25 protein-coding genes and 1 other annotated feature are annotated in these 26,749 nt (G+C 38.7%); of the genes, 23 read left to right on the top strand and 2 right to left on the bottom strand.

Annotated elements, in window-relative coordinates:
- Positions 1-83 precede the first annotated feature (83 nt).
- The 20 genes from sigG to pyrE all read left to right on the top strand — a co-directional run bounded on the left by sigG (position 84) and on the right by pyrE (position 19,851).
- Complete coding sequence (sigG, locus tag BN985_RS12850) at positions 84-866, top strand: RNA polymerase sporulation sigma factor SigG (protein WP_042223847.1); 783 nt, start codon at positions 84-86, stop codon at positions 864-866.
- 128 nt (positions 867-994) lie between these two features.
- A complete protein-coding gene (locus BN985_RS12845) occupies positions 995-1,276 on the top strand; it encodes a YlmC/YmxH family sporulation protein (protein WP_042223846.1) in 282 nt (93 codons plus the stop codon).
- Positions 1,277-1,327: 51 nt separating this feature from the next.
- Positions 1,328-2,137, top strand: a complete 810-nt coding sequence (pgeF, locus tag BN985_RS12840) for a peptidoglycan editing factor PgeF (protein ID WP_042223845.1) — start codon at positions 1,328-1,330, stop codon at positions 2,135-2,137.
- Between the two features lie 28 nt (positions 2,138-2,165).
- The gene (locus tag BN985_RS12835) at positions 2,166-2,837 is read left to right on the top strand and encodes a YggS family pyridoxal phosphate-dependent enzyme (RefSeq protein ID WP_042224098.1); all 672 of its coding nucleotides are present in this window, start codon (positions 2,166-2,168) and stop codon (positions 2,835-2,837) included.
- 5 nt (positions 2,838-2,842) lie between these two features.
- A complete protein-coding gene (locus BN985_RS12830) occupies positions 2,843-3,289 on the top strand; it encodes a cell division protein SepF (protein ID WP_042223843.1) in 447 nt (148 codons plus the stop codon).
- A 4-nt stretch (positions 3,290-3,293) separates the two neighbouring features.
- Positions 3,294-3,560 carry a YggT family protein gene (locus BN985_RS12825; RefSeq protein WP_042223841.1) on the top strand — a complete coding sequence of 89 codons (267 nt, stop codon included), beginning with the start codon at positions 3,294-3,296 and terminating at the stop codon, positions 3,558-3,560.
- 9 nt (positions 3,561-3,569) lie between these two features.
- A complete protein-coding gene (locus tag BN985_RS12820) occupies positions 3,570-4,346 on the top strand; it encodes a YlmH family RNA-binding protein (protein ID WP_042223839.1) in 777 nt (258 codons plus the stop codon).
- A gap of 122 nt (positions 4,347-4,468) precedes the next feature.
- On the top strand, positions 4,469-4,972 hold the full coding sequence (locus BN985_RS12815) for a DivIVA domain-containing protein (protein ID WP_042223838.1): 504 nt from the start codon (positions 4,469-4,471) through the stop codon (positions 4,970-4,972).
- Positions 4,973-5,033: 61 nt separating this feature from the next.
- Positions 5,034-5,257, top strand: a binding site (T-box leader).
- Between the two features lie 43 nt (positions 5,258-5,300).
- Positions 5,301-8,054, top strand: coding sequence for an isoleucine--tRNA ligase (gene ileS, locus BN985_RS12810; protein WP_042223837.1), 2,754 nt, complete (start codon positions 5,301-5,303; stop codon positions 8,052-8,054).
- Between the two features lie 119 nt (positions 8,055-8,173).
- The gene (gene lspA, locus BN985_RS12805) at positions 8,174-8,644 is read left to right on the top strand and encodes a signal peptidase II (protein WP_042223836.1); all 471 of its coding nucleotides are present in this window, start codon (positions 8,174-8,176) and stop codon (positions 8,642-8,644) included.
- A complete protein-coding gene (locus BN985_RS12800; protein WP_042223835.1) occupies positions 8,641-9,552 on the top strand; it encodes an RluA family pseudouridine synthase in 912 nt (303 codons plus the stop codon). The genes lspA and BN985_RS12800 overlap by 4 nt, the downstream gene beginning before the upstream one ends.
- 157 nt (positions 9,553-9,709) lie before the next feature.
- Positions 9,710-10,249: a bifunctional pyr operon transcriptional regulator/uracil phosphoribosyltransferase PyrR gene (pyrR, locus tag BN985_RS12795; protein WP_042224097.1), complete on the top strand. Its 540-nt coding sequence runs from the start codon at positions 9,710-9,712 to the stop codon at positions 10,247-10,249.
- A 190-nt stretch (positions 10,250-10,439) separates the two neighbouring features.
- Positions 10,440-11,366 (top strand): aspartate carbamoyltransferase catalytic subunit, encoded by a 927-nt coding sequence (locus BN985_RS12790; protein ID WP_042223834.1) that lies wholly within the window; start codon positions 10,440-10,442, stop codon positions 11,364-11,366.
- A complete protein-coding gene (locus tag BN985_RS12785) occupies positions 11,320-12,603 on the top strand; it encodes a dihydroorotase (protein WP_042223833.1) in 1,284 nt (427 codons plus the stop codon). The genes BN985_RS12790 and BN985_RS12785 overlap by 47 nt, the downstream gene beginning before the upstream one ends.
- Positions 12,596-13,696, top strand: a complete 1,101-nt coding sequence (locus BN985_RS12780) for a carbamoyl phosphate synthase small subunit (protein ID WP_042223832.1) — start codon at positions 12,596-12,598, stop codon at positions 13,694-13,696. The genes BN985_RS12785 and BN985_RS12780 overlap by 8 nt, the downstream gene beginning before the upstream one ends.
- The gene (gene carB / locus BN985_RS12775; protein WP_042223831.1) at positions 13,689-16,886 is read left to right on the top strand and encodes a carbamoyl-phosphate synthase large subunit; all 3,198 of its coding nucleotides are present in this window, start codon (positions 13,689-13,691) and stop codon (positions 16,884-16,886) included. The genes BN985_RS12780 and carB overlap by 8 nt, the downstream gene beginning before the upstream one ends.
- Complete coding sequence (locus BN985_RS12770; protein ID WP_042223830.1) at positions 16,883-17,635, top strand: dihydroorotate dehydrogenase electron transfer subunit; 753 nt, start codon at positions 16,883-16,885, stop codon at positions 17,633-17,635. The genes carB and BN985_RS12770 overlap by 4 nt, the downstream gene beginning before the upstream one ends.
- Positions 17,632-18,546, top strand: a complete 915-nt coding sequence (locus tag BN985_RS12765; protein ID WP_042223829.1) for a dihydroorotate dehydrogenase — start codon at positions 17,632-17,634, stop codon at positions 18,544-18,546. The genes BN985_RS12770 and BN985_RS12765 overlap by 4 nt, the downstream gene beginning before the upstream one ends.
- Entirely contained in the window at positions 18,543-19,253 is a 711-nt protein-coding gene (gene pyrF / locus BN985_RS12760) for an orotidine-5'-phosphate decarboxylase (RefSeq protein WP_042223828.1), read from the top strand. The genes BN985_RS12765 and pyrF overlap by 4 nt, the downstream gene beginning before the upstream one ends.
- The gene (gene pyrE / locus BN985_RS12755) at positions 19,237-19,851 is read left to right on the top strand and encodes an orotate phosphoribosyltransferase (RefSeq protein WP_042223827.1); all 615 of its coding nucleotides are present in this window, start codon (positions 19,237-19,239) and stop codon (positions 19,849-19,851) included. The genes pyrF and pyrE overlap by 17 nt, the downstream gene beginning before the upstream one ends.
- A 58-nt stretch (positions 19,852-19,909) precedes the next feature.
- Here the strand turns inward: pyrE and BN985_RS12750 are convergent, their stop codons facing one another.
- Positions 19,910-20,686 carry a class I SAM-dependent methyltransferase gene (locus BN985_RS12750; RefSeq protein ID WP_084157543.1) on the bottom strand — a complete coding sequence of 259 codons (777 nt, stop codon included), beginning with the start codon at positions 20,684-20,686 and terminating at the stop codon, positions 19,910-19,912.
- Positions 20,687-20,788: 102 nt separating this feature from the next.
- On the opposite strand from BN985_RS12750, the gene BN985_RS12745 reads away from it, so the two are divergent.
- Together BN985_RS12745 and BN985_RS12740 are read left to right on the top strand one after the other, a co-directional pair.
- Positions 20,789-21,646, top strand: a complete 858-nt coding sequence (locus tag BN985_RS12745) for a LysR family transcriptional regulator (RefSeq protein ID WP_042223825.1) — start codon at positions 20,789-20,791, stop codon at positions 21,644-21,646.
- Positions 21,647-21,709: 63 nt separating this feature from the next.
- On the top strand, positions 21,710-22,129 hold the full coding sequence (locus BN985_RS12740; RefSeq protein WP_042223824.1) for an organic hydroperoxide resistance protein: 420 nt from the start codon (positions 21,710-21,712) through the stop codon (positions 22,127-22,129).
- Positions 22,130-22,194: 65 nt separating this feature from the next.
- Here the strand turns inward: BN985_RS12740 and BN985_RS12735 are convergent, their stop codons facing one another.
- On the bottom strand, positions 22,195-23,916 hold the full coding sequence (locus BN985_RS12735) for an Rqc2 family fibronectin-binding protein (RefSeq protein ID WP_042223823.1): 1,722 nt from the start codon (positions 23,914-23,916) through the stop codon (positions 22,195-22,197).
- Positions 23,917-24,048: 132 nt separating this feature from the next.
- Here BN985_RS12735 and BN985_RS12730 point away from each other — a divergent pair, with 132 nt between their 5' ends.
- On the top strand, positions 24,049-26,703 hold the full coding sequence (locus BN985_RS12730; protein ID WP_042223822.1) for a cation-translocating P-type ATPase: 2,655 nt from the start codon (positions 24,049-24,051) through the stop codon (positions 26,701-26,703).
- The last annotated feature ends 46 nt before the right edge of the window (positions 26,704-26,749 follow it).

Below are 26,749 nucleotides of genomic sequence, written 5' to 3'. Positions count from 1 at the left end.
TCAATGACCTCACTGCATAAAAAGCCCTCCAGGTGGAGAAACTGTCCTTGAACAGCATCACCATCAGGGAGGGTTGAATTGTAGTGACTAGACATAAAGTTGAAATATGTGGTGTTGATACATCGAAATTGCCCGTATTAAAAAATGACGAAATGAAAAAATTATTTATAAAGATGCAGCAGGAGGATGACATTTCTGCCAGAGAACAATTGGTCAATGGAAATTTACGACTTGTACTGAGTGTTATTCAGCGATTTAATAATCGCGGCGAATATGTTGATGATTTGTTTCAGGTCGGCTGCATTGGCTTAATGAAATCCATTGATAACTTTGATTTATCTCATAATGTAAGATTTTCGACGTATGCTGTTCCAATGATTATTGGAGAAATTAGAAGATATCTCCGAGATAATAACCCAATAAGGGTTTCCAGATCTTTACGTGATATAGCTTACAAGGCATTACAGGTTAGAGAAAAATTAATAAACAAAACTTCTAAGGAACCGACACCTATGGAAATAGCTGAAGAAATGGGTGTTCCGCATTCCGATATTGTGTTTGCTATGGATGCTATTCAAGATCCTGTATCCCTCTTTGAGCCTATATATAATGATGGTGGGGACCCCATCTTTGTTATGGATCAGATTAGTGATGACAAGGACAAGGATTCAACGTGGCTTGATAAACTGTCATTAAAAGAAGGAATGCATCAATTGAATGAACGGGAGAAGATGATACTGAATAAGCGATTTTTTCAAGGAAAGACCCAAATGGAGGTTGCAGATGAAATTGGCATCTCACAAGCTCAAGTTTCACGGCTTGAAAAAGCAGCAATTAAACAAATGAATAAACAGATGTTTGAATAAATAAAAGCGCCTATGCTATAAGTAGGCGCTTTTTAATATAGTTATATCCGCTTCTGTTCTTAATTTAAATTACTGTGAAAGTGTCCTTGATTTATTGCATATATTTAGAATAAATAGGGGGAATGAAAATGATGAAGCTATCAGAGTTACAAGTTAAAGAGGTTATTATTGTGGATGACGGCAAAAGGCTTGGACATATAACAGACCTTGAAATTGATACAGATAAGGGGAAAATTGTAGCAATTGTACTTACGATAAAAGATAAAAAAGGCGGTTTTTTTGGGAAATCAGATGAATTGGTAATTCATTGGGATCAAATTGTAAGAATTGGTTCAGACGTTATATTGGTTAAAAATGTTGGAGAACCAAAACTATATTCGAGTAACTTTATTACAGGTCATAACGGTTGAAAAGATAAGAAATGTGGTAAAATGGTGCAAGAACATGGGGGAGGTAAAAACATGAGTGAACCATTTGTCAGGAAGCATGCTTCTTATCTGAGTATTAAAAAATGGGAAAATCTGTTGCCATCATTGACAGTCGGGTTTTCTACAAGCGTAGGTGGATTCAGTAAGCCACCTTATCAGAGCCTAAATATGGGACTACACGTTCAAGATGACCAATATAACGTTATAAAAAATAGAGAACAACTAGCAGAACTGCTTTCTTTTCCCCTATCAAACTGGGTTGGTGGGGAACAAATTCATGGCACAAATATTAAAATTGTCACAAATGATGATAAAGGAAGCGGTGCAACCAGTCATACAACTTCGCTACCTAATATAGATGGAATTATAACGACAGAGAAAGGTATACTTTGCTCAGCCTTCTTTGCAGATTGTGTTCCACTATTTTTTTTAGATCCAAAGCAACAATTATTAGGAGTTGCACATGCTGGTTGGAAAGGAACGGTTCATGGAATTGCGGAGCAAATGATCAATAGATTTCGCAGTCTCGGAAGCACCGCCTCTGATATACTAGTTACGATCGGTCCGTGTATTTCTAAGACACATTATGAGGTGGACGAGCAGGTAATAACCCATATAGCCGAAGAATTCCATTCGAATAGTGTAACTGCACAGCAAAATGGTCGCTATAATCTTGATTTAAAGCAACTAAATAAGGATATTCTTTTACAATCTGGGGTATTACGTAATAATATAGGTGTATCTAATTACTGCACTTTTGAGGACAGGGAGCTGTTTTTCTCTCATCGGAGGGATAACGGGAAAACTGGAAGGATGCTAGGATTTATTGGCTTTTCCGATTAGCTCAGGTGAAGGAGGAGAAGGGATAAGCATGGAAGTTGCTGCAAACCTTGAAGAAATTAATCACAAAATAGAACGTGCTTGTATAAAAAGTAATCGACTAGTGGAGGATATCACCCTAATCGGAGTGACGAAATATGTTACAATAGAACGAACAAAGGAAGCGATTCAAGCGGGGATCTGCAATTTAGGAGAAAATCGGCTCGAAGGCTTTCAAGAAAAATACGATTCGCTTCAAGAAACCGATGTAAAGTGGCATTTCATTGGAACTTTACAATCAAGAAAAGTTAAGGAAGTGATTCACCAGGTTGATGTGATTCATTCACTAGATAGACTTTCTTTAGCTAAAGAGATTAATAAGCGTGCCGAAAAAACGATAGATTGCTTTGTCCAAGTAAATGTAAGCAAGGAAGAGTCAAAGCATGGAATCATGCCGGAAGAGGTATTAACTTTTATAGGAAAGTTGCGTGATTTTTCAAGAATCCGAGTGGTTGGCCTCATGACGATGGCACCACATATTGAAGATAAAGAAGCTTTGCGTCAAGTATTTAAAAGACTAGCTTCTTTAAGAAAAGAAGTTCAGGAAAAGGGTTATGATAGCGCGCCATGTGCTTATTTATCAATGGGTATGAGTAATGACTTTGAACTGGCAATTGAAGAAGGTGCTACACATATCCGAATCGGAACCAAACTAGTGGGGTGAAAAAAATGAGTATAAAAAATAAATTAAAAAATTATTTTACCATGGACGAAGAATATGAGTATGAATATGTGGATGTCCCTGTTGATGAGGAACCAGAACAACGAGAAACACAGCATGGAAAGAAACAGAATGAGAAGCAGAATGTAGTTAGTCTTACTAGTATGCAACAGGCTTCTTCGAAGGTTGTTTTGTGTGAGCCGAGAACATATAATGAAGCGCAAGAAATCGCTGATAATATTATTAATCGCCGGGCTGTTGTCATCAATTTGCAACGAGTAGATCACCAGCAAGCAAAACGAATTGTTGATTTTCTGAGCGGTACGGTGTATGCCTTAAATGGTGATATACAAAAACTAGGAGCAGAGACTTTCCTCTGTACTCCGGATAACGTAAATATTTCTGGTACAATATCAGAAGCATTTTCAGAAAATGAATTTGAAAAGGGATGGTAGATAGATGGTTCAGTTATATCAATTATTAGATACAGCATTAATGGTTTACAGTTTTGCCCTGATTGTTTATATTTTCATGTCGTGGTTTCCTGGTGCAAGAGAGTCCAGTATTGGAAGCTTTCTGACTAAAATTTGTGAACCGTATTTAGAACAATTCAGGAAATTCATACCATCTATAGGCATGATTGATTTCTCTCCGATCGTTGGAATATTTGTTATCTATTTAGCCAGAAGTGGTTTATTAGAATTTTTCCGGATGTTTTTATTCTAGGTGGTACATATGGATATATATCAGCATTTCAGAAAGGATGAACAACCCTTTATTGATAAGGTGCTTACATGGAAGGAACAGGTCGAGCGGAACTTTCAACCGAAGCTTACCGATTTTCTTGATCCAAGGGAACAGCAAATTGTGCAAATGTTAGTTGGCGGGGATGCTTCAGATTTAAAGCTTTCCTTAGATGGGGGAACAGACCATGCTGAAAGAAGGCGTGCCATTATAGCTCCTTATTATGAAGAAATAAGCCGAGAAGATTTCCAGCTGACATTATGTCAAGCAACATATCAAAGTAAATTTGTCACAGTTGAGCATCGTGATGTTATGGGTGCCTTTTTATCCCTTGGAATAAAAAGGCAGAAGCTTGGAGATATTGCTGTTGAAAATGGGATTTTGCAATTTGTTTTGGCTGATGAAATAACACCATTTGTTACAACAAATTTGAATTCGATTAAAAAAGCTAAGATTTCACTTGAAAAAAAATCATTATCTGAAGGGTTGAAAACTACACAGCAATGGGATTTTTTTGATAAAACGGTCTCTTCTCTAAGATTAGATACGGTATTAAAAGAGATTTATCATTTGTCGAGAAAAGATGCTTCGGCTTACATAGCAAAACAGCAAGTAAAAGTAAATTACAAAATAGTAGAAGATGGAAAGTATGGTCTTCAGGCAGGAGATTTGTTGTCTCTTAGAGGAAAGGGGAGAAGTAAACTAACTGCCATAAACGGCACAACAAAAAAAGATAAGTTGAAAATCACGATTGCTGTGCTAAAATAAAGTCATACGTATGCAGGAATTAACCGATTTTTGTCGAATTCATTAAAAAGAATTATAAATAATTAGCTATTATTTATAATTTTACTAATGTAAAGCTTACTATTTAAGAGGAGGTGGCCAAAGTGCCATTAACGCCACTAGATATTCATAATAAGGAATTCACAAAAAAATTTAAGGGATATGATGAAGACGAGGTCAATGAGTTTCTTGATCAGGTCATTAAAGATTACGAAATTGTAATTAGAGATAAAAAGGACCTTGCTGAAAAAGTGGAGCAACTTACAGAAAGACTTGGTCATTTTACTAATATCGAAGAAACACTTAATAAGTCTATCCTTATTGCTCAAGAGACCGCAGAAGAGCTTAAAGGAAATGCTACAAAAGAGTCCAAATTAATAATTAAAGAAGCAGAAAAGAATGCTGATCGCATTATTAACGAAGCTTTAAGTAAATCAAGACGTATCTCAATGGATGTAGAAGAGCTTAAAAAACAAGCAAAAGTTTTCCGTACCCGTTTGAAGATGCTTGTGGAAGCCCAATTAGATATGATTGGTACAGATGATTGGGAACAACTATTTGACGCAGAGATCGGCGAAGAACTTGAATTAGCGGAAAATGAATCTTAAGCCTTGACGGCGTCACGTTTTTTACATATAATTCATAAACATAAACACAGTGAATTTATATTGGTATACGTTGACGGAGACAGTATAGAAGAGCACTCTGATTTTAGCGAGCCGGATTTGGTGGGAGCCCGGTAAAGATCCTTCTAGAACATCACTCCAGAGTAATTCATTACGAAAGAAAGTAGTAATGAACGTTTTATCCTCGTTACGGATATCGAGTGAATTTAAATCCTTAAGGGGTTTTAAGTTTATAAGGGTGGTACCGCGAGTCTTCTCGTCCCTTTTGGGATAGAGGGGCTTTTTTTATTTATTTGAAGGAGGAACATAAATGGATTACAAGGATACATTATTAATGCCTAAGACAGAATTTCCAATGCGTGGAAATTTACCAAATAAAGAACCAAAACGCCAAGAGGATTGGGAAGAGAAAGATATTTATCAAAAGAGCTTACAACGGTCTAAGGATAAACCATTGTTCGTTTTACATGATGGACCTCCTTATGCCAATGGCGATATTCACATCGGGCATGCACTTAATAAAATATTAAAGGATTTTATTACACGTTATAAATCGATGACTGGTTATTATGCACCTTACGTGCCAGGCTGGGATACACACGGTCTACCAATTGAAACAGCTTTAACAAAGAAAAAGAAAGTAAAGCGTAAAGAGATGAGTATCGCTGAATTTAGACAGCTTTGTGCTGATTACGCTTTAGGTCAAGTGGATAGCCAGCGCACACAATTTAAACAGCTAGGGGTTAGAGGAGATTGGGATAACCCATACATTACCTTGACAAAGGATTATGAAGCTGCACAAATTAAAGTATTCGGTGAAATGGCGAAAAAGGAGTATATCTACAAAGGCCTTAAACCTGTTTATTGGTCTCCATCCTCTGAGTCAGCTCTTGCAGAAGCTGAAATTGAATATCATGACAAGCGTTCTGCTTCTATCTATGTAGGGTTTGAAGTGAAGGACGGAAAAGGTCTACTTGATGGTGGTGAAAAAATCGTTATTTGGACCACTACACCTTGGACTATACCTGCAAACTTAGGGATTAGTGTACATCCTGAATTGGAGTATGTAGTAGTAGAGGCAATGGACGAGAAATATGTCCTTGCACAAGCACTGGTAGAGTCTGTTGCTGAAACATTAGAATGGGAAAACTATGAGGTAGTTAAAACGTTTAAAGGACATGAAGCTGACCGGATTGTTGCGAAACACCCGTTTTATGACAGGGATTCCCTCGTTATGCTAGGAGATCATGTAACTACAGATGCCGGAACAGGTTGTGTTCATACTGCTCCTGGTCATGGGGAAGACGACTTTTATGTATCCCGCAGCTATGGCATTGATGCATTATGTCCAGTAGATGAGAAGGGTGTATTCACAAAAGAAGCACCAGGATTTGAAGGTCTGTTCTATGATGAAGCGAATAAAGTAATTACAGAAAAGCTCGAAGAAGTGGGGGCCTTACTAAAACTTAATTTTATTACACACTCCTACCCACATGACTGGAGAACAAAAAAACCAACTATCTTCCGTGCAACATCACAATGGTTTGCTTCTATTAAAGACTTCCGTCAGAACATTTTAGATGAGATTAAAGAAGTAAACTGGTACCCAAATTGGGGAGAGACACGTCTCTACAATATGGTTCGTGACCGGGAAGATTGGTGTATTTCCCGCCAGCGTACTTGGGGAGTTCCAATTCCAGTATTTTATGCGGAAGATAACACGCCTATTATATCAGATGAGACAATTAATCATGTTTCAGATTTATTTAAAGAGCATGGATCAAATATTTGGTTTGAATGGGATGCAAAAGATTTATTGCCAGATGGATTTACGTCTGAGCACAGCCCGAATAATATATTCACCAAAGAAACAGATATCATGGATGTATGGTTTGATTCTGGTTCTTCTCATGAAGGAGTGTTAGCAGAACGTGAAAATCTTCAACGTCCTGCAGATGTCTATCTAGAAGGTAGTGACCAATACCGTGGCTGGTTTAACTCTTCCCTATCAACTGCTGTTGCCGTAACTGGAAAATCTCCATATAAAACAGTGATTAGCCATGGTTTTGTTTTAGATGGTAATGGTAGAAAAATGAGTAAATCACTTGGAAATGTTATGATTCCATCAAAAGTACAAAAGCAACTTGGCTCAGATATCTTACGTCTGTGGGTGTCTTCGGTAGATTATCAGGCAGATGTTCGTATTTCTAATGATATTCTAAAACAGATCTCTGAAGCATATCGTAAAATCCGTAATACATTCCGTTTTATGCTAGCAAATCTTTCTGATTTCAATCCAGAAACAGACAAGGTTGCGCATAATGATTTAGAAGAAGTAGATCAATATATGCTTCAACGCTTGCAGCGACTGTTGAAAGACGTGAGAGCAAATTATGAGAACTATGAGTTTTCACCAATCTTCCATCAGATTCACAATTTCTGTGCGGTTGATTTAAGCTCCTTCTACTTGGATTTTGCCAAAGACGTCTTATATATTGAGGCTAAAGAAAGTCATCGACGTAGAAGTATTCAAACAGGATATTATGAAATCTTAACAACGCTGGTAAAACTTCTAACACCTATTATTCCTCATACAACAGATGAGGTTTGGGAGTATATTCCAGGTACAAATGAAGAAAGTGTTCAATTGACGGACATCCCAGAAGTCGCAGGCAACGAACAATCTGCTCTATCCGAAAAATGGGATCACTTCATGAAGGTTAGGGATGACGTACTAAAGGCCTTAGAAGAAGCACGAAATGAAAAAGTAATAGGAAAGTCGCTTGAAGCGAAGATTATAATTGTACCTAAATATCAGGAAACAAAGGATGTATTAGAAGCAATAGATCCATTGCATCAATATTTAATTGTTTCAGGAGCAGAAGTACAAACAAGCGCGGATAATACGAAAGCTTACAAGTATGTTGATGTTGCTGTAGAAGCACATCCTGGTGAAAAATGTGAACGTTGCTGGGTAGCCTCTGAAACAGTGGGTGAAGATCAGGATCATCCAACTCTTTGTACACGTTGTGCAAATGTAGTAAAAGAACATTATACTGCATAGGTTCTATAAAATACTCCTCTTGTTAAAGGGGAGTGTTTTTACATTATCATGTAATTGAAAATTTATTCATTTACGTTTAAGATAAGAAGGACCCTTATCGGAGAATCGGAGGAAAAAGCATGTACATATATTATATTTTTGCGCTTATTGTAATTGGTATAGACCAACTAACTAAATGGCTGGTTGTTAAAAACATGGAGTACGGGGAAGAGATTACCATAATTGACCAGTTTTTCTCCTTAACTTCTCACCGAAATACAGGAGCAGCTTGGGGTATATTAGAAGGACAAATGATTTTCTTTTACGTTGTGACTGTTGCTGTTGTTATTGGAATTATCATTTATATGCAGCGTTATGCCAAGGATAGTCGTGGATTAGCGATTGCACTTAGTCTTCTGTTAGGTGGGGCCATCGGTAATTTTATTGACCGTTTATTTCGTCAGGAAGTAGTCGACTTTTTTGATTTTATTATCTTTGGTTATGACTTTCCGATATTCAATATAGCAGATTCGGCTCTTGTAATAGGTGTGTTTTTTATTATTATCGCTACTATAATAGATGAGTTAAAGAAAGGAAAAGGTAAAAAATGAGTTTATTTCAGCATAGCGTAACAGCTTCTGAAGTAGGTACACGTTTGGATAAACTACTTTCAGAAATTAACCCGGAAACCTCTAGGTCCCAAGTACAGACCTGGATCAGTAAGGGACTAGTTAGAGTAAATCAACAGGAAGTAAAGGCAAATTATAAATGCCAGGCAGCAGATATGCTGGAGTGGTCGATTCCCGAAACGGAGACAACAAATATCCTACCAGAAAACATTCCGCTAGATATTATCTATGAAGATCAAGATTTGCTTGTTGTCAACAAAGAAAAAGGCATGGTTGTTCATCCTTCTGCAGGGCATCAAACAGGAACAATGGTTAACGCTCTTATTTACCACTGTCAAGATCTTTCAGGGATAAATGGGGTGGAAAGACCAGGAATTGTCCATCGAATTGATAAGGATACGAGTGGCCTTTTAGTGGTAGCAAAGAATGATGTAGCCCATAAACATTTATCAGAACAAATGTCTGATAAAACGATTGAACGTAAATATGAGGCAATAGTTCATGGAGAAATCCCCCATGAAACAGGAATGGTTGATGCACCGATCGGAAGGGATCCGAAAGACAGACAAAAAATGGGGGTTGTTGATAATGGCAAGCCTGCTATCACGCATTTTCAGGTGTTAAAAAGCTTTCCAGATTATACACATATAGAATGTCAACTAGAGACAGGTCGAACCCACCAAATACGAGTGCATATGCGTTATATTGGCTACCCATTAGTTGGAGATCCAAAGTATGGCCCAAGGAAAACAATGGACACAGATGGACAGGTCCTCCATGCTAAGTCTCTTGGCTTCACACATCCTAAAACAGGAGAACGTTTGAAGTTTGAAGCACCTTTACCATCATATTTCGAAGAGGTTTTAGACTATATCAAGAAAATGTATTGACATAACTGTTGAACTTTGTAATAATAAACCAAATGAATAGTTGACCCTTTAAAGTAGTCCAGTGAGGCTTAGAAGGATTCGGTTGTAAAATAACAGTAGAACTGTATCCCTTTTTCCTCATGGAGAAAGGGATTTTTCTATGCTTGGAGTGGAAAACATGAAGAAAAAAACTGAAATTCTTGATCAGGCTGCAATAAATAGGGCCATCACGAGGATTGCACATGAAATTTTAGAGAAAAATAAAGGGGGAGAAGAGCTCGTTCTTATCGGTATAAAAACCCGTGGCGTGCCTATCTCCAAACGACTACAAGATAAGATACGTCAAATAGAAGACATTACGGTCCCAACCGGTGAGTTGGATATCACACTGTATCGTGATGATCTTGATAAAGTAACGGAGGAAGATCCTCTGTTGAATGCAACAGATATTTCCGTGGATCTTTCAGGTAAAAAGGTTGTTCTCCTAGACGATGTTCTATACACAGGAAGAACAGTTCGTGCAGCAATGGATGCTGTAATGGATAAAGGAAGACCTTCCCAAATTCAGTTAGCTGTTCTTGTTGACAGAGGACATCGTGAGCTTCCAATCAGAGCAGACTATGTGGGTAAAAATATCCCTACTTCAGAGAAAGAAGTAATTACAGTAGAGTTTCAGGAAACGGATGAACGTGATCTTGTAACCATTTATGAAAAATAGCAGGAAGTGCCTGCTAAATAGAACCTTTAATCAGATACAGTGAGATCTGCAAGGTTGCTATAGGAGACGTGTGTTCTAGAACGGTACACGTATACCTCTTTGCAATCATTGCAAAGAGGTTTTTTTATTGTCTGAAAACGGACTTTCCTTTAGCTACTGCGGATCACTATTTCGTGAAGGAGATGTGTGAATGAAACATTTTACATCAGTAAATCAGTTGACTAAAGAAGAAGTTTATTCACTTTTAGAAATGGCAGAGGCTTTAAAGGGTAATCCTTTACCTCTTCAAAAGCAGCTGTTCGTGGCCAATCTATTTTATGAACCTAGTACACGTACAAAAATGAGCTTTACTGTAGCAGAACGAAAACTTGGTATGGAAATTCTTGATTTTCACCAAGACAGTTCAAGTGCGGCAAAGGGAGAGACACTATATGATACTGCAAAAACCTTTGAATCAATTGGTGCAGATATGCTCGTTATACGACATGCCTCTGATTCTTGGATGCAGGAATTACAGAATGGTATTTCAATTCCAATCCTTAATGCAGGGGCGGGAAAGGCGGAGCATCCGACACAGTGTATGCTTGATCTATTAACGATTTATCAAGAGTTTGGTAGTTTCCGAGGTTTGCAGATTACCATTGCTGGAGATATCAAACATAGCAGGGTTGCTAAATCAAATGCTGACGCACTTAGTAGGCTTGGGGCAATTGTCTCTTTCAGCGCCGCACCTGAATTTATGGAAGCATCTCATCCATACCCATATATCAGCATGGATGAAGCTGCTCGATCAAGTGATATTGTGATGCTTTTGCGTATACAGCATGAAAGACATTGTGATGAAGGAGACTATGTAGATTACTTGGAGCGCTATGGATTAACGAAGGAACGAGAGAAGCAAATGCTTCCTCACGCCATAATTATGCATCCGGCTCCTGTGAACCGAAATGTTGAGATCGATGCTTCTCTTGTGGAATGCGAAAGGTCACGCATATTTAAACAAATGAAAAATGGGGTTTATATTCGAATGGCTATTATAAAAAAAACACTTGGGGAGTGGGGAAAGTTAAATGAAACTACTATTGAAAAACGCCAAAAAGCTATCATCAGCATCTGAAACATCAACGTATGAGGTTTTAATAGAAGATAATAAAATTTCCAAGATTGGCGAGTCATTAGATGAGGCGGCGGACCAAATCATCGATTGTCAAGGAAACCTACTACTACCAGGATTTATAGATGTCCATATTCACCTACGTGAACCAGGTGGTGAGCATAAGGAAACAATAAAAACAGGTACAAAGGCAGCAGCAAAAGGTGGATTTACGACTGTCTGTGCAATGCCAAATACAAATCCAGTACCAGACGATACGGGGTCTGTACAAGCTCTTCTAAAGAAAATTCAAACGGACGCGGAAGTTCGAGTCCTTCCATATGCCGCTATAACAAAGGGTTTGCGAGGAAAGGAACTAACAGACATTGCCAAGCTTTCTAAAGAAGGGGTGTTCGCCTTTACAGACGATGGGGTAGGAATTCAGACAGCTGATTATATGCTTCAAGCAATGAAAAAAGCAGCTGCCTGTGGCATGCCAATTGTGGCACACTGTGAGGATAATTCCATTGTTTATGGAGGGGTAATGCATGATGGCGAAGTAAGTGAAAAGTTAGGATTTCCAGGTATCCCTTCACTTAGTGAATCTGTTCAAATTGCCCGAGATGTACTGCTAGCTGAAGTAACTGGGTGTCATTATCATGTGTGCCACGTAAGTACAAAGGAGTCCGTTCGTGTTATTAGGGATGCTAAGAAAGCGGGTATTCACGTAACTGCGGAGGTGACACCACACCACCTCTTGCTTGACGAAACGGCTGTGGTGGAGGATGATGCAAATTTTAAAATGAATCCACCATTGAGGGCTGTAGCTGATAAAGAAGCATTGCTAGAGGGATTGTTAGACGGTACGATCGATTTTATTGCGACAGATCATGCACCACATGCTGAAGATGAGAAAGCTAAAGGTTTCGAAGGGGCACCGTTTGGCATTGTAGGTCTGGAGACGGCATTCCCATTACTATATACTCACCTTGTTCAAACTGGGAAAATTCAGTTAGACCTGCTAGTAGATTGGTTAACAGTGAGACCTGCAGAAGTGTTCAACCTACCTTATGGAACAATTACGGAGGGGGTTGCAGCAGATTTAACGCTAATTGACCTTGAGAAACAGCATAAAATTGATAAAGCTAGTTTTCTATCAAAAGGAAAAAATACGCCATTCCATGAATGGGAAGTACAGGGTCTTCCAGTTTTAACAATTGCAGAAGGAAATATTGCGTACAAGGAGGATGAACATGAATAAAAAGCAGCTTGTATTGGAAGATGGAACAGTATTTAAAGGGGAAGGATTTGGCAGTAACCGCAACATGATAGGCGAAATAGTCTTCAATACAGGGATGACAGGCTATCAAGAGATAATTACAGACCCATCATACTGTGGGCAGATTGTTACGATGACTTACCCACTTGTAGGTAACTATGGGATCAATCGAGATGATTTTGAAACTGTTCATCCATTTATTCATGGCTTTATCGTAAAGGAAGTCTGTGAGGTTCCTTCTAATTTTCGTAGTGAAGAAAATCTGGACAGCTACCTCAAGGTTCATGATATTCCGGGAGTTTCCGGAATTGATACTAGAATGCTAACTAAGATAATTCGTAAACATGGGACAATGAAGGCGATGATCACTAGTCAAGATGAACCTGTAGAGATGCTACTTGAAACATTACATAAACATGAGTTACCGACAGATCAAGTGCCTCAAACCTCTACCATTAAGCCATATGTCGTTCCAGGTAGAGGAAGAAGAATAGTGCTAGTTGATTTTGGAATGAAACATGGTATTCTTCGGGAACTAACCAAACGGAATTGTCACATTACAGTAGTGCCGTATAATTATAGTGCAGAAAATATAATTCGTTTAAAACCAGATGGCATCATGCTAACGAATGGACCAGGGGATCCAAAAGATGTGCCAGAAGCAATTGAAATGATTACACAGCTGATCGGAAAAGTACCAATCTTCGGAATATGCCTGGGACATCAGTTATTGGCACTTGCTTGTGGAGCGGATACAGAGAAGATGAAGTTTGGCCACAGAGGGTCCAATCATCCAGTCAAGGATTTAGAAAAAGGCAAAACATATCTCACTTCACAAAACCACAGCTATGCAGTAAAAGAATTATCTCTTGCTAATACGGATTTGCAGCTAACACAAATCGCGTTGAATGACGGAACTGTTGAAGGGATCAAGCATAAGCATTGTCCTGCATTTTCAGTACAATATCACCCGGAGAGCTCTCCAGGGCCGGATGACACGAACCACTTATTTGATCAGTTTTTAAATATGATTGACGAATTCCAGAGAAAAATCAAGGAGGAAGCTTATGCCTAAAAATACAGACATTCATAAAATACTAGTCATCGGGTCAGGTCCCATTGTTATTGGTCAGGCTGCAGAGTTTGATTATTCTGGTACACAAGCTTGCCAATCATTAAAAGAAGAAGGGTACAACGTTATTTTAGCAAATTCCAACCCGGCAACAATTATGACAGACCACACAGTTGCGGATAAAGTATACATGGAGCCTTTGACAGTAGAATTTTTAACGAAGATCATTCGCAAAGAGCAGCCTGATGCCTTGCTTCCAACTCTTGGTGGGCAAACAGCATTAAATTTAGCAGTTGCACTTGAAGAAACAGGTATATTAAAAAACTATAATGTGACATTGTTAGGGACTTCTTTAAACGCAATTCAACAAGCTGAAGACAGAGAAAAATTCCGTTCCTTAATGAAGGAGCTCGGAGAACCAGTCCCGGATAGTATGATTGTAAACACGGTAGAACAAGCCTGTGATTTTGCCATAGAGATCGGATTTCCGTTAATTGTACGGCCAGCATATACAATGGGTGGAGCTGGTGGAGGCATGTGCCATAGTATGGATGAACTAAAAGAAATTGCGCGTAATGGTCTCACATTGTCCCCGGTAAACCAATGCCTTATTGAGAAAAATATTGCTGGTTATAAGGAAATTGAATATGAAGTAATGCGCGACAAAAACGATCAGGCTATCGTTGTATGTAACATGGAGAATGTGGATCCCGTTGGCATTCATACAGGGGACTCTATTGTTGTAGCACCGTCTCAAACACTTAGTGATCGAGAGTATCAAATGTTGAGGAATGCCTCTTTAAAAATAATACGTGCACTGGAAATTGAAGGTGGTTGTAATGTTCAGCTAGCGCTTAATCCAGACAGCTTTGATTATTTTATTATTGAAGTAAATCCACGTGTAAGTAGATCCTCTGCACTTGCATCAAAGGCAACAGGGTATCCGATCGCAAAAGTTGCAGCAAAGATAGCTATTGGCTTAACTTTGGATGAAATTATAAACCCGGTAACAGGAAAAACGTATGCATGCTTTGAACCAGCACTAGATTATGTTGTAACGAAAATCCCACGTTTCCCATTTGATAAATTCGTAACAGGGGATCGGAAGCTAGGTACGCAAATGAAAGCAACTGGAGAAATAATGTCCATCGGTAGAAACTTTGAAGAGTCCTTACTAAAAGGAATCCGCTCACTTGATATCGGCACTGAAGAGCTTTGGCTAAGTAGTTTAACAAAGGAAAATAATGAATTCCTTATTTCTAGCCTTAAAAAAGCGAACGATGAACGAATCTTCGTGCTTGCTGAAGTTCTACGTAGGGGCATGTCAATTGAGGAAGTGTTTGGTCATACAAAGATAGACCGTTTCTTCCTTGTAAAACTGGAAAGGTTAATTAAATTAGAACAAGAAATAGAGAAGAATCCACAATCTATGGAACTATTAGAGAGAGCGAAGAAGGTAGGTTTTTCTGACTCCCATATTGCTCGCTTATGGAAGCTTACTGTAGATGACATTTATCAACTAAGGATTACTTCAGGATTGCGTCCAGTTTATAAAATGGTCGACACCTGTGCAGCTGAATTTGAGTCTGAAACACCGTATTTCTATAGCACCTATGAAGAAGAAAACGAATCGATCGTTTCTGACCGAAAGAAAATACTGGTGCTTGGCTCAGGTCCAATTCGCATTGGACAAGGAATTGAATTTGACTATGCTACGGTACATTCTGTATTAGCTATTAAAGAGATGGGCTATGAAGCAATTATTATGAACAATAATCCAGAAACAGTCTCAACGGATTTCAGTATTAGTGACAAGCTATACTTTGAGCCGCTTACACTTGAAGATGTTATGCATGTTATTGACTTAGAGCAACCTGAAGGGGTTATCGTGCAGTTTGGAGGTCAAACAGCGATTAATTTAGCTGCGGGACTTGAAAGAAGAGGTGTAGAAATCCTCGGAACAAACTTAGAAGCAATTGATCGTGCGGAGGACAGAGATAAATTTGAAATATTACTAGATGAACTTGACTTGCTTCGTCCAAAAGGGAAAGCTGTAAAGAAAATGGAGCAGGCAATAGATGTTGCCAACGAAATTGGCTACCCGGTATTAGTTCGACCTTCCTATGTAATCGGGGGAAGTAGAATGGAAATTGTCTACAATGAGAACGAATTACATGCATATCTTGCGAAGACAACAAACATTAATACAGAACACCCCATACTAGTTGATAAATACATTACTGGGATCGAAGTAGAAGTAGATGCAATAAGTGATGGGGAAACAACCATCGTGCCAGGTATTATGGAGCATATTGAGCGTGCTGGGGTTCATTCTGGTGACTCCATAGCCGTTTACCCACCACAGCGGATCAGTGAACCAGTAAAAGAAAAATGCATGAACGCTGCACAGCGAATTTCAGAGGCATTACATGTGAAAGGCTTGATAAACATACAGTTTATCGTTCGAGATAATGAAGTATATGTACTAGAAGTGAATCCTAGAGCGAGTCGAACCATTCCGTTTTTAAGTAAAATCACAGGTGTGACGATGGCTAATATTGCTACAAAATGTATTCTCGGTACAAGACTAAAGGATCTAGGTTATAAAACAGGAATTTTACCGGAAAACGATGATGTAGCTGTGAAAGTACCTGTCTTCTCATTTGAAAAGTTACGCAGTGTGGATACAATTCTCGGGCCAGAGATGAAGTCAACTGGTGAAGCAATTGGCTATGATAAAACATTAGAAAAAGCTTTATACAAAGGGTTAATTGCTTCAGGTCTAACCGTTCCACAAGAAGGTGCTGTGCTGTTGACTGTGGCAGATAAAGACAAGAAAGAAATGCTCGAAATAGCGGAGCGTTTTCATCAACTCGGCTTCCAGCTTTACGCAACAACAGGCACTGCATCTTATGTAAGAGAATCTGGAATACCTGTTTCTGAGGTCGCTAAGATTGGATCCGAAGAACCTAATGTCCTTTCCATTATTGAAAATGGAGACGTTCAGTTTGTTGTAAATACATTGACTTCAGGTAAGCAGCCGAGATCTGATGGCTTTATTATTCGCCGGGAATCAGTAGAACATGGCATCGCGTGTTTAACGAACATGGATACAGCAAATGCTATTTTGAATGTCATTGACTCCACAACATTTAGTGCAAAGGAAATAAAACAAAAAGAGGTCGTTTTATAATGAAAAAAGAAGAATTGATCGTAAAGGACTTAAAAGAGATTGCGCTGGAAACATACGAAATGGTGCTAGAAAACAGCTTCGTTAGCATGACAGCAAAGCCTGGTCAATTTCTTCACCTCCAACTTGATGGCCATATGTTAAGACGTCCTATATCCATTGCAAGTGTAGATAAAGAAAAGAACACTGTTACGATCTTGTTTAAGATCAATGGGTCGGGCACGAAGCATTTGGCAGGCTATCAACCTGGCTATGTTTTAAATGCACTTGGACCTGCTGGAAATGGTTTTACGCTAGACTCGGAATCATCAACGATTCTATTAATTGGGGGAGGAATCGGCGTACCACCACTTTATCACCTTGGAAAACAATTGTTGGATAAACAGAGAAAAATAATTTCCATACTTGGATTCCAATCAAAGGATTATGTGTTTTACGAAAAAGAATTTCAGGAGCTTGGTGAGACGCATATTGTCACTAATGACGGCTCTTATGGAACACAGGGATTTGTTACAGACGCATTAAAAAATATTGGAGATTTTGATAGTTACTATTCCTGTGGGCCTATCCCTATGCTAAGATCAGTATCTTCAAATTTAGAACATAAGAATGGATATATATCGCTTGAAGAGAGAATGGGGTGTGGTGTTGGTGCCTGCTTTGCTTGTGTTATCCCTACTGATAATAATGGTGGTTATCGAAAAATATGCAAAGACGGGCCAGTATTTCATCACAAGGAGGTAAGTCTATGAATCCATTACATGTAGAATTACCTGGTTTAAGCTTAAAGAATCCTATCATGCCTGCGTCTGGTTGCTTTGGTTTTGGCCGTGAGTACAGTGAGTTTTATGACTTAAATAAACTTGGTGCCATCATTATGAAAGCAGCAACCGGTGAGTCGAGATTTGGAAATCAGACACCAAGAGTTGCGGAAACGGCATCCGGTATGCTTAATGCCATCGGCCTTCAGAACCCAGGTGTAGAGAGTATTCTTGAGTGTGAGGTCCCATTTTTAGCAGATTACGAGACTCCCATTATTGCTAATATTGCTGGGAGTTCCTTGGAAGAATATGAGCATGTTGCTCGCACGTTTAATCAGACTGGTCAGGTTGCCGCATTAGAATTAAACATCTCCTGTCCAAATGTAAAGGAAGGTGGAATCCAATTTGGCACAGATCCTGTTATGGCTGCACGGGTAACAGATCGGGTGAAAAAGGCTAGTGATCTTCCGGTATATGTGAAATTATCACCGAATGTAACAGATATTACAGCCATGGCAAAAGCAGTTGAATCGGCCGGGGCAGATGGATTATCTATGATTAACACCCTTACTGGGATGCAAATCCACCTACCTTCCCGTAAACCATTGCTTGCCAACAAAACGGGAGGCTTATCAGGTCCTGCTATAAAGCCAGTCGCAATCCGTATGATTTATGAGGTTAGACAACATGTTTCCATTCCAATTATTGGAATGGGTGGTATAACAAATGCAGAGGACGTATTGGAGTTTCTCCTAGCCGGGGCAAATGCAGTTGCAATTGGGACAGCAAATTTCCAAAATCCGTTTGTCTGCCCAGAAATTATCGAAGTATTACCAGCAGTATTAGAGCGATATGGCTTTCAATCTGTTCAAGAGGTTGTTGGAAAGGGGATCCTTACATGAATCAATCCGTTTATCTAGCATTAGATTTCCCTAGTTGGGAAGAGACAAAGCAATTTCTTCAAACTAATCAATTAAATGGTGTACCGGTAAAAGTAGGAATGGAGCTTTTCTATAGAGAAGGGCCAAAAGTAATTGAAAATCTACGAGAAAACAACCATTCAATTTTTCTTGATTTAAAGCTACACGATATTCCAACAACCGTCATGAAAGCAATGCGGAGCATTTCAAAGCTTGATGTGGAAATGGTCAATGTTCATGCATTGGGCGGGGCAGAGATGATTAAGCGAGCGAAGGAGGGCCTAACCACAGGCCATCCTAATAAGACAAAATTAATCGCGGTTACCATTCTAACTTCGATGGATAAACAGACAATGAATAATGAATTACTTTTACCAGGTGAAGTGGATGATAAGGTAAGTCACTTCGCTCACTTTTCCCAAAGTAATGGAGTAGACGGTGTTGTTTGCTCTGTTTATGAAGCAGAGAAAATTAAAGTTGAATGTGGAGATAACTTTTTAACTGTTACACCAGGCATTCGTTTAGGCGGTACAGAAGTTAATGACCAAAAACGGATAGCAACACCAGCATATGCCAAAAGCCAAGGCACAGACTACATAGTGGTAGGTAGAAGCATAACGAACGCTGAGAACCCTAAAAAGGCATATGAGAGAGTAGTAGAGGAGTGGACAAATGGTAGTATCGTATGATCTGGCGCGAGATTTACTGGATATAAAAGCAGTACAGGTAAATCCATCTGAATATTTTACTTGGACATCAGGAATAAAATCACCAATTTATTGTGATAACCGCCTAACCATGTCCTATCCAAGGATAAGAAAAAAAATCACAAAAGCTTTTATGGAGATGATCGATAGACTGCCAGAAAAGCCTGAGGTCATTGCTGGCTGTGCGACTGCAGGAATTCCTCACGCATCGTGGCTAGCTGATAAATTAGATTTACCAATGGTGTATGTACGTTCCAAGCCGAAGGGGCATGGAAAAGGAAATCAAGTAGAAGGTGCCTGCACTAATGGGCAAAAGGTTCTCGTTATAGAAGACCTTATCTCAACTGGTGGCTCCTCATTAGAAACAGCTAGAGTTTTGAAAGAGCAAGGTGCAACAGTGCTCGGTGTTCATGCCATTTTTTCTTATGGGTTGGAAAAATCTGATCAGTTATTCTCGAGGGAAAAGATCACGCTAGAAACCATTACAGGCTATGACGAGCTATTAGATGTAATGCAAGCTGACAACCGACTAACAAAGTCTGAGCATAAACAGCTAATAGATTGGAGAAACAGCTTATAATACCCAAAAAACCTGAGAACCTCCATTGTTATGGTTCTCAGGTTATTTTTTGTCACATTTACTCTTTCTTTACTAATACCATCCATTCGTCGAGTGCAATACTGTGAATGCGTTGTTCTCGGATGTCAATTTGAAAATGATTTAAAACCTCATGATTCGCTCCTAGTACAAAGTTAGACACATGTTGTCTCATATAGCGATCATGTTGTGTACGATGCAACCAGTCATCAAAAGGAAGTGTCTTTTTACGAGGTTTTTCTTTATAGATTGAAAGCTGATTCTTCTGAAAAAGATGCTTCCATTCAGATATTTTCAGTGCACGGTGATGGCTATTATCACGCATTTTTTCAAAACTATTAACAAAAGTATCAAGAGAATGAGCCTCTGGCGAAATATTATCAATAAGCAAAAAAGAACCACCTGGTTTAAGAACCCTAGTCACTTCCTCAATAAAGTGCCTAGGACTAGTGAAATGATGTGCGGCTGTTCGGCAAATAATATGGTCAAACGTATGATCCAAGAAAGGTAAGTCCTCGGCTTCTCCGATGATAAAATGGATATTTTGAAAGTTCTCAAGATGTTTCCTCGCTTCAGCAAGCATTTCCTTTGTTAAATCAATTGCGTAAACTTGTTTTACATAAGGAGAGAGTGTTTTAGCCACATGACCTCCACCTGTTGCTACATCTAGAATTTTGTCCTCACGTGTAAGTTCAAGCCACTCTGGTATTGCTTTAAGATCAGCCCCGAATGCGTGTGTTTCGCTTACTACATAGGCTTCTTTATTGTCGGTAAATACTTTTTCAATAAGACGCTTTTCAATGTCTTTCATTACCATCACCCCTATCTTTCTTTTAATATAACTTAAATACTGCAATAATTAAAATATTGATTTATAATTAAGTGTAATAACAATTACTTATCAAAAGGGTGAAACGGATTGAAAATAGATGACTATGCTCTTTTGCTCAAGCTTAACGAAATTGGTACGATTCGTGGGGCTGCAAAAGCAGTTTTAATTTCACAACCTGCTGTTACACAGCGACTAAAATATATTGAAGATTACTTTGGTGAAACCATTTTTATTCGGACACCTAAAAGGTTGTTATTAACACCTAGTGGCGAGTTGATATTGAATCATGCCTCTCAGGTTGTTAATCGAGAACAGGAAATAAAGAATACATTAGCTAGTTCTAGTGAAGAAGTGCAAGGTACATTATCCATTGCCTGTTCATCTCTTATTAGTCAACGATTTCTCCCTTCTATCTTAGGAGAGTTTACTGCACGTTTTCCAAAAGTGGCAATTGATCTTGTAACAGGGATAAGTGAGGATATAAAAAGACACCATAAACAGTACCATGTCTGTATAATTCGGGGAGAAAAGTTAAAGGAAAGTAATTGCGAACGACTCTTTGCAGACCCACTCCATCTGTTCGATTCCCAACCGTTTCCTTCCAATGAAAACAAGGAAAGAACGCTTATTTCTTTTAAAAGTGATGATAGTATGCATGAGTTAGTAGATAACTGGCTTTACCAACAGAATGACATAAAAGCGATGAAGACAATAACAGTGGACCAAATTGAAACGTGCAAGCAATTGATGAAACAGGGGTTAGGGATGGCTGTTTTGCCTGAAAGTGTCTCTGATTCTATGAAAGAGCAATATCCACACCTTCCATTACGTACTAATGGAGAGCCTGTAACACGTGATACTTGGATCTGTTATCAAGAAGGGGTTCGAAAATTACCACAGGTTGATCATTTCATTAACGCGATGTCCAGACAAACTTTTCTATGAATGTTTAGCAGGTGACAATAAGAGGAACATTACCAGTAGAACAAAAAAAGGAGTGTTTAGTTAATGAGTGACGTATTATTTACTTCTAGCGCAACAGCAAAAAATGGCCGTGACGGCCATGTGAAATCAGATGATGGTTTAATTGATGTTAATCTGGTTAACCCAGCAAAGAATAGTTCAGATAAAGGTTCAAATCCAGAGCAACTTTTTGCTGCAGGATATGCGGCTTGTTATGACGGAGCATTAAACCATGTTGCCCGTGAGCAAAAAAAAGAAATCGACTCTGAAACCAATGCAGAAGTTAGTTTCTTAAAAGATCCTGAAGATGGGGGATTTAAAATCGGTGTAAAACTAAACATTACGATCGAGGGCGTTGATCAAGAGGAAGCAGATAAGTTAGCAGAAGCTGCTCATCAGTTTTGCCCTTATTCAAAGGCAACAAGAGGCAACATCGAAGTGGAATTAAATCCTACAGTAAAATAATAAGTTTAAGAAAAAGGCTGTCGACTTGTTCGACAGCCTTTTTTAACTTCTTATTGCATATTCCATCAGCCATTGCTTTTCGGACTTTTTAGTTTCTCAACTATATTAGCGTCTGGCGTAACATAAAGTGTTTTTTGGTTATCATACGTCACATAGCCTGGCTTCGCACCATTTGGCTTTTTTACATGACGAATAAGTGTATAATCTACAGGTACTGAAGAGGATTGCTGTGATTTACTAAAGTATGCAGCAATTTGTGCAGCCTCACTAAGAGTTTCTTCGCTAGGTTCACTGTCACGAATGATAACATGTGAGCCAGGTATGTCTTTCGTGTGGAGCCAAATATCATCACGACGAGCTAGTTTCATCGTGACATACTCATTTTGCTTATTGTTCTTTCCAACCAATATAGCAGTACCATCACTGGATGTATAAGCTTCTGGAACAGGTTTTGATTGTTTTGTCTTCTGTTTCTTCTTCTTTGCTTGTTTCCGTAAATAGCCTTCTTCTTGCAATTCCTCTCGAATTTCTTCAATATCTTCAGTTGCAGCTACATCGAGTTGCTGTAATAACTGATCAAAATAAGCTATTTCTTCGTTTGTTTTAAGAATTTCTTTTTCAATTACCTGCTTCGATTTTTTCAATTTTTGATAGGTTTTATAATAGCCTTGAGCATTATCACTTGCTGTTTTATTTTGATTCAATTCAATCGTTAAGGTGCCACCCTCGGGATCATAGTAATCAGTGACCTCAACCGAGTCTGCACCAGGTCTTACGATATGAATATGGGCTGTAAGCAATTCACCCAGCTTCTGGAACTTTTCGGCACCTTCCGCTTTTTTTATAGTCTGATTATGTTTTTTTAATTTCCGAATGTTTTTGTCTTTTTCGTTCTTAATAAATCGATAAAGATCTTTTGCCTGTTGTTTTACCCGGTCCCTTTCTGCTTTTCCAGAGTAAAAAGTATCCAGCATTTCATTTGTAGTAGCATAAGTCTTTTTCTCACCTGAATAGTTAGTCAACGGAATTACATGAAAATCTTCTTTTTTATCCCGGTAGATAGCAGGTTCGTACTGATTTTCTATCATTTGAGTTTGAAGTTCTGTGAATTTCTCTACATAGGTTGTGGCAGATCCGAGATGCGTCCTGTTTACTAGCTCTTTTGCTATAAAGGGAGAAAAGCCTGTGAGTGTGTTAACAATTTGTTGGTCTACTTTACCGGCATTGAAGTCAATTTTTTTAATAAACTCTTCTCCGTTTATCTGTAATGGATCCCATTTATCTTGTAATGGAGGAAGTTGATATTCATTACCTGGCAAGATCGTTCTATGGCGATTCTGTGCCATGGAGACATGTTTCAAGCTATCAACAATATGGCCTTTTTCTTTATCAACAAGCATAACATTACTATGTTTGCCCATTAACTCCATAATAAGTGTTTTATGGGTAATGTCTCCAATTTCGTTACGTGTTTTAATTGAAAATTCCACTATTCGTTCCATCCCATGCTGCGAGATTTCCTCAATAATTGCTCCAGATAAATGCTTTCTTAATACCATACAAAACATCGGTGCTTCAGCAGGATTTTGATAGCTATCATTTGTTAAATGGAACCTGGCGTAAGTTGGGTGTATGGAAAAGAGTAGGGTATGGTTACTCCCATGACTTCTAATTGTAAAAACAATTTCAGTCAAGGTAGGCTGATATATTTTTGTTATTTTACCTGGTAAAAGTTGTTGTTTCAATTCCTCTGTTACTGCTCTTGTAACAATACCATCAAACGGCATAAGATCACCTCCTGAGTAATTATAGCATTTTTGAGGACAAGTCTGCATAGATATTAGTTACACAAGGAGTCATCTGTCAAAAAAAGGTGACATACAAAACAATTAATTACAGGCTTATTTGGAGGAATGCCGATGAAATGGTATCAATTGGATGTTGAACGAGTGGAACAAAAGCTTCATGTAACATCAAAAAAGGGATTAACTACGAAACAAGTGGAAAAAAGACGTAAAGAACAAGGCTATAATGAATTAGAAACACAGAAAAGTACATCCAAATGGCTCATTTTCCTTAAGCAGTTTCAAGATTTTATGGTTCTTGTCCTGTTGGCTGCTACATTAATTGCCGGTCTGCTAGGGGAATATATCGATGCTATCGCGATCATGATCATCGTTCTCGTAAACGGGTGTTTCGGCTATTTCCAGGAGCAAAAAGCAGAAAAATCGCTTGAAAAATTGAAAGAACTTTCTGCTCCGCTTGCAACAGTGTTACGAGATGGAAAGTGGGAAAAGGTATATTCAAGGGAAGTAGTAGTTGGAGATATCGTAAAAGTATCAAGTGGGGACAGAATTCCTGCAGACCTACGAATAGTGAAGTCGAATAGCATGGAAACGGAAGAGTCCGCTCTTACTGGTGAGTCCCTCCCAGTATCCAAACATGCAACAGCAATTACTAGAGATCAATTAGAAGCGCAAGATCAAGTAAATATGGGCTTCATGGGTACGCTTGTCACAAGAGGATCTGGAATTGGGATAGTCGTTGGGACAGGCATGAATACCATAATGGGTCAGATTGCCTCCTTAATGGCAAATACAAAAAAAGTAATGACACCACTGGAAAGGAAATTAGCAGAACTAGGAAAAATACTCATTGTTGTTGCTTTATTCCTTACTGCGCTTGTCGTTATGCTTGGTGTAATGCAGGGTCACCCTGTATACAATATGTTTCTTGCAGGTGTATCACTAGCTGTAGCAGCGATACCAGAAGGCCTACCTGCGATAGTAACAGTTGCCCTCTCGCTCGGAGTGCAAAGGATGATACGAAAAAAAGCCATCGTAAGAAAACTATCTGCCGTGGAAACCCTTGGTTGTGCTTCCGTAATCTGTAGTGACAAAACGGGGACCATGACAGAAAACAAAATGACAGTAAAAGAACTTTACTTGGGAGGAAACCAGTTATATGTAACTGGAGATGGCTATAATCTTCAAGGAGATTTTTTTCTAAATAACGAGAAGGTTGACGAAGATTTCTCAAATTTAAAGGCAATGTTACTCTATGGATCCTTATGCAATAACGCCACACTTCAGGTTAAAAAAGGAAAACACTACATTGATGGAGATCCTACCGATGGGGCGCTTATTATTGCTGCACGTAAGCTCGGTATAACCTTAGCGGCCAAGGAGAAATATCACATTATAAAAGAAATCCCTTTTGATTCAGATCGTAAGCGAATGAGTGTTATTGTTCAAGATGAAAATGGGATGCGCTATCTGATTACGAAAGGTGCCCCAGATGTCTTACTACCAAGGTCTAAATACCAAGGAAATGTACAAGGCAGGAGTATCTTACAAGATGCTGACATAGAGAGGATCGACAAGGCAGTAAGTGACATGGCCGAGAAGGCATTACGAACATTAGCAGTTGCCATTAAGCCATTGAACAAAAACGAAAGTTTAGATGATGCTTTTCTCGAGAGAGATCTAACCTTTATTGGCTTATATGGAATGATTGACCCACCTCGTAAAGAGGTAAAAGCTGCTATAGAAGAGTGCAACCAGGCTGGTATCAAGACAGTAATGATAACAGGAGACCATGTAAAAACAGCAAGGGCTATTGCTAGAAACCTAAAACTTTTACCTGACAATGGGATGGTTTTGGAAGGGTATCAGCTATCAGAAATGTCGATAGAAGATTTGGAAGAAGTAATTGATGATACGTATGTATTTGCAAGAGTTACACCAGAACATAAATTAAAAATTGTACAAGCATTTCAAAGAAAAGGGCATATCGTTGCCATGACAGGTGACGGGGTAAATGATGCTCCAGCAATTAAAGCAAGTGATATCGGAATCAGTATGGGAATTAGTGGAACAGATGTGACAAAAGAAGCTTCTTCTCTTATTTTAATGGATGACAACTTTGCTACAATAAAATCAGCGATTCATGAGGGAAGAAACATCTATGAAAATATAAGGAAATTTATCCGCTATTTACTTGCATCCAATGTAGGAGAAATTTTAGTTATGTTGTTTGCCATGCTTCTTGCAATGCCTCTACCCCTTATCCCAGTCCAAATCCTTTGGGTTAACTTGGTTACAGACGGATTACCGGCAATGGCACTCGGTTTGGATAAATCTGAGGGGGATGTTATGAAGCAATCCCCACGGAATCCCCGTGAAGGAGTATTTGCAAGAGGACTTGGCTATAAAATTATATCAAGAGGAATTCTCATCGGGATTGTAACCTTAATAGGATTTATGGTAACATACCAAAACAACCCTGATAATCTAATCTACGGACAAACAGTTGCCTTTACAACACTTGTGATGGCACAATTAATTCACGTATTTGATTGCCGTAGTGAGAAATCTGTGTTTTCCAGAAACCCTTTTGAAAATATCTATCTAGTGTTTGCGGTACTTTCATCACTACTCTTATTACTTGTCGTTATATATTGGGAGCCACTCCAACCAATTTTCCATACCACCTATTTAGGACTAAGGGATTGGATGCTAATTATTGGGTTAAGCGCATTGCCAACAGTGTTGTTTGGCTTCACTAAAAAATAAAACAATTACCACGTATCTTTTTTTGGAGGTGCGTGGTTATTTTTTA

The organism is Oceanobacillus manasiensis (genome assembly GCF_000724085.1).
GTDB classification, from domain to species: Bacteria; Bacillota; Bacilli; order Bacillales; family Amphibacillaceae; genus Oceanobacillus_B; species Oceanobacillus_B manasiensis.
Note: the sequence above shows the minus strand (reverse complement) of the source record. Positions and strands in the feature narration are given on the sequence as shown.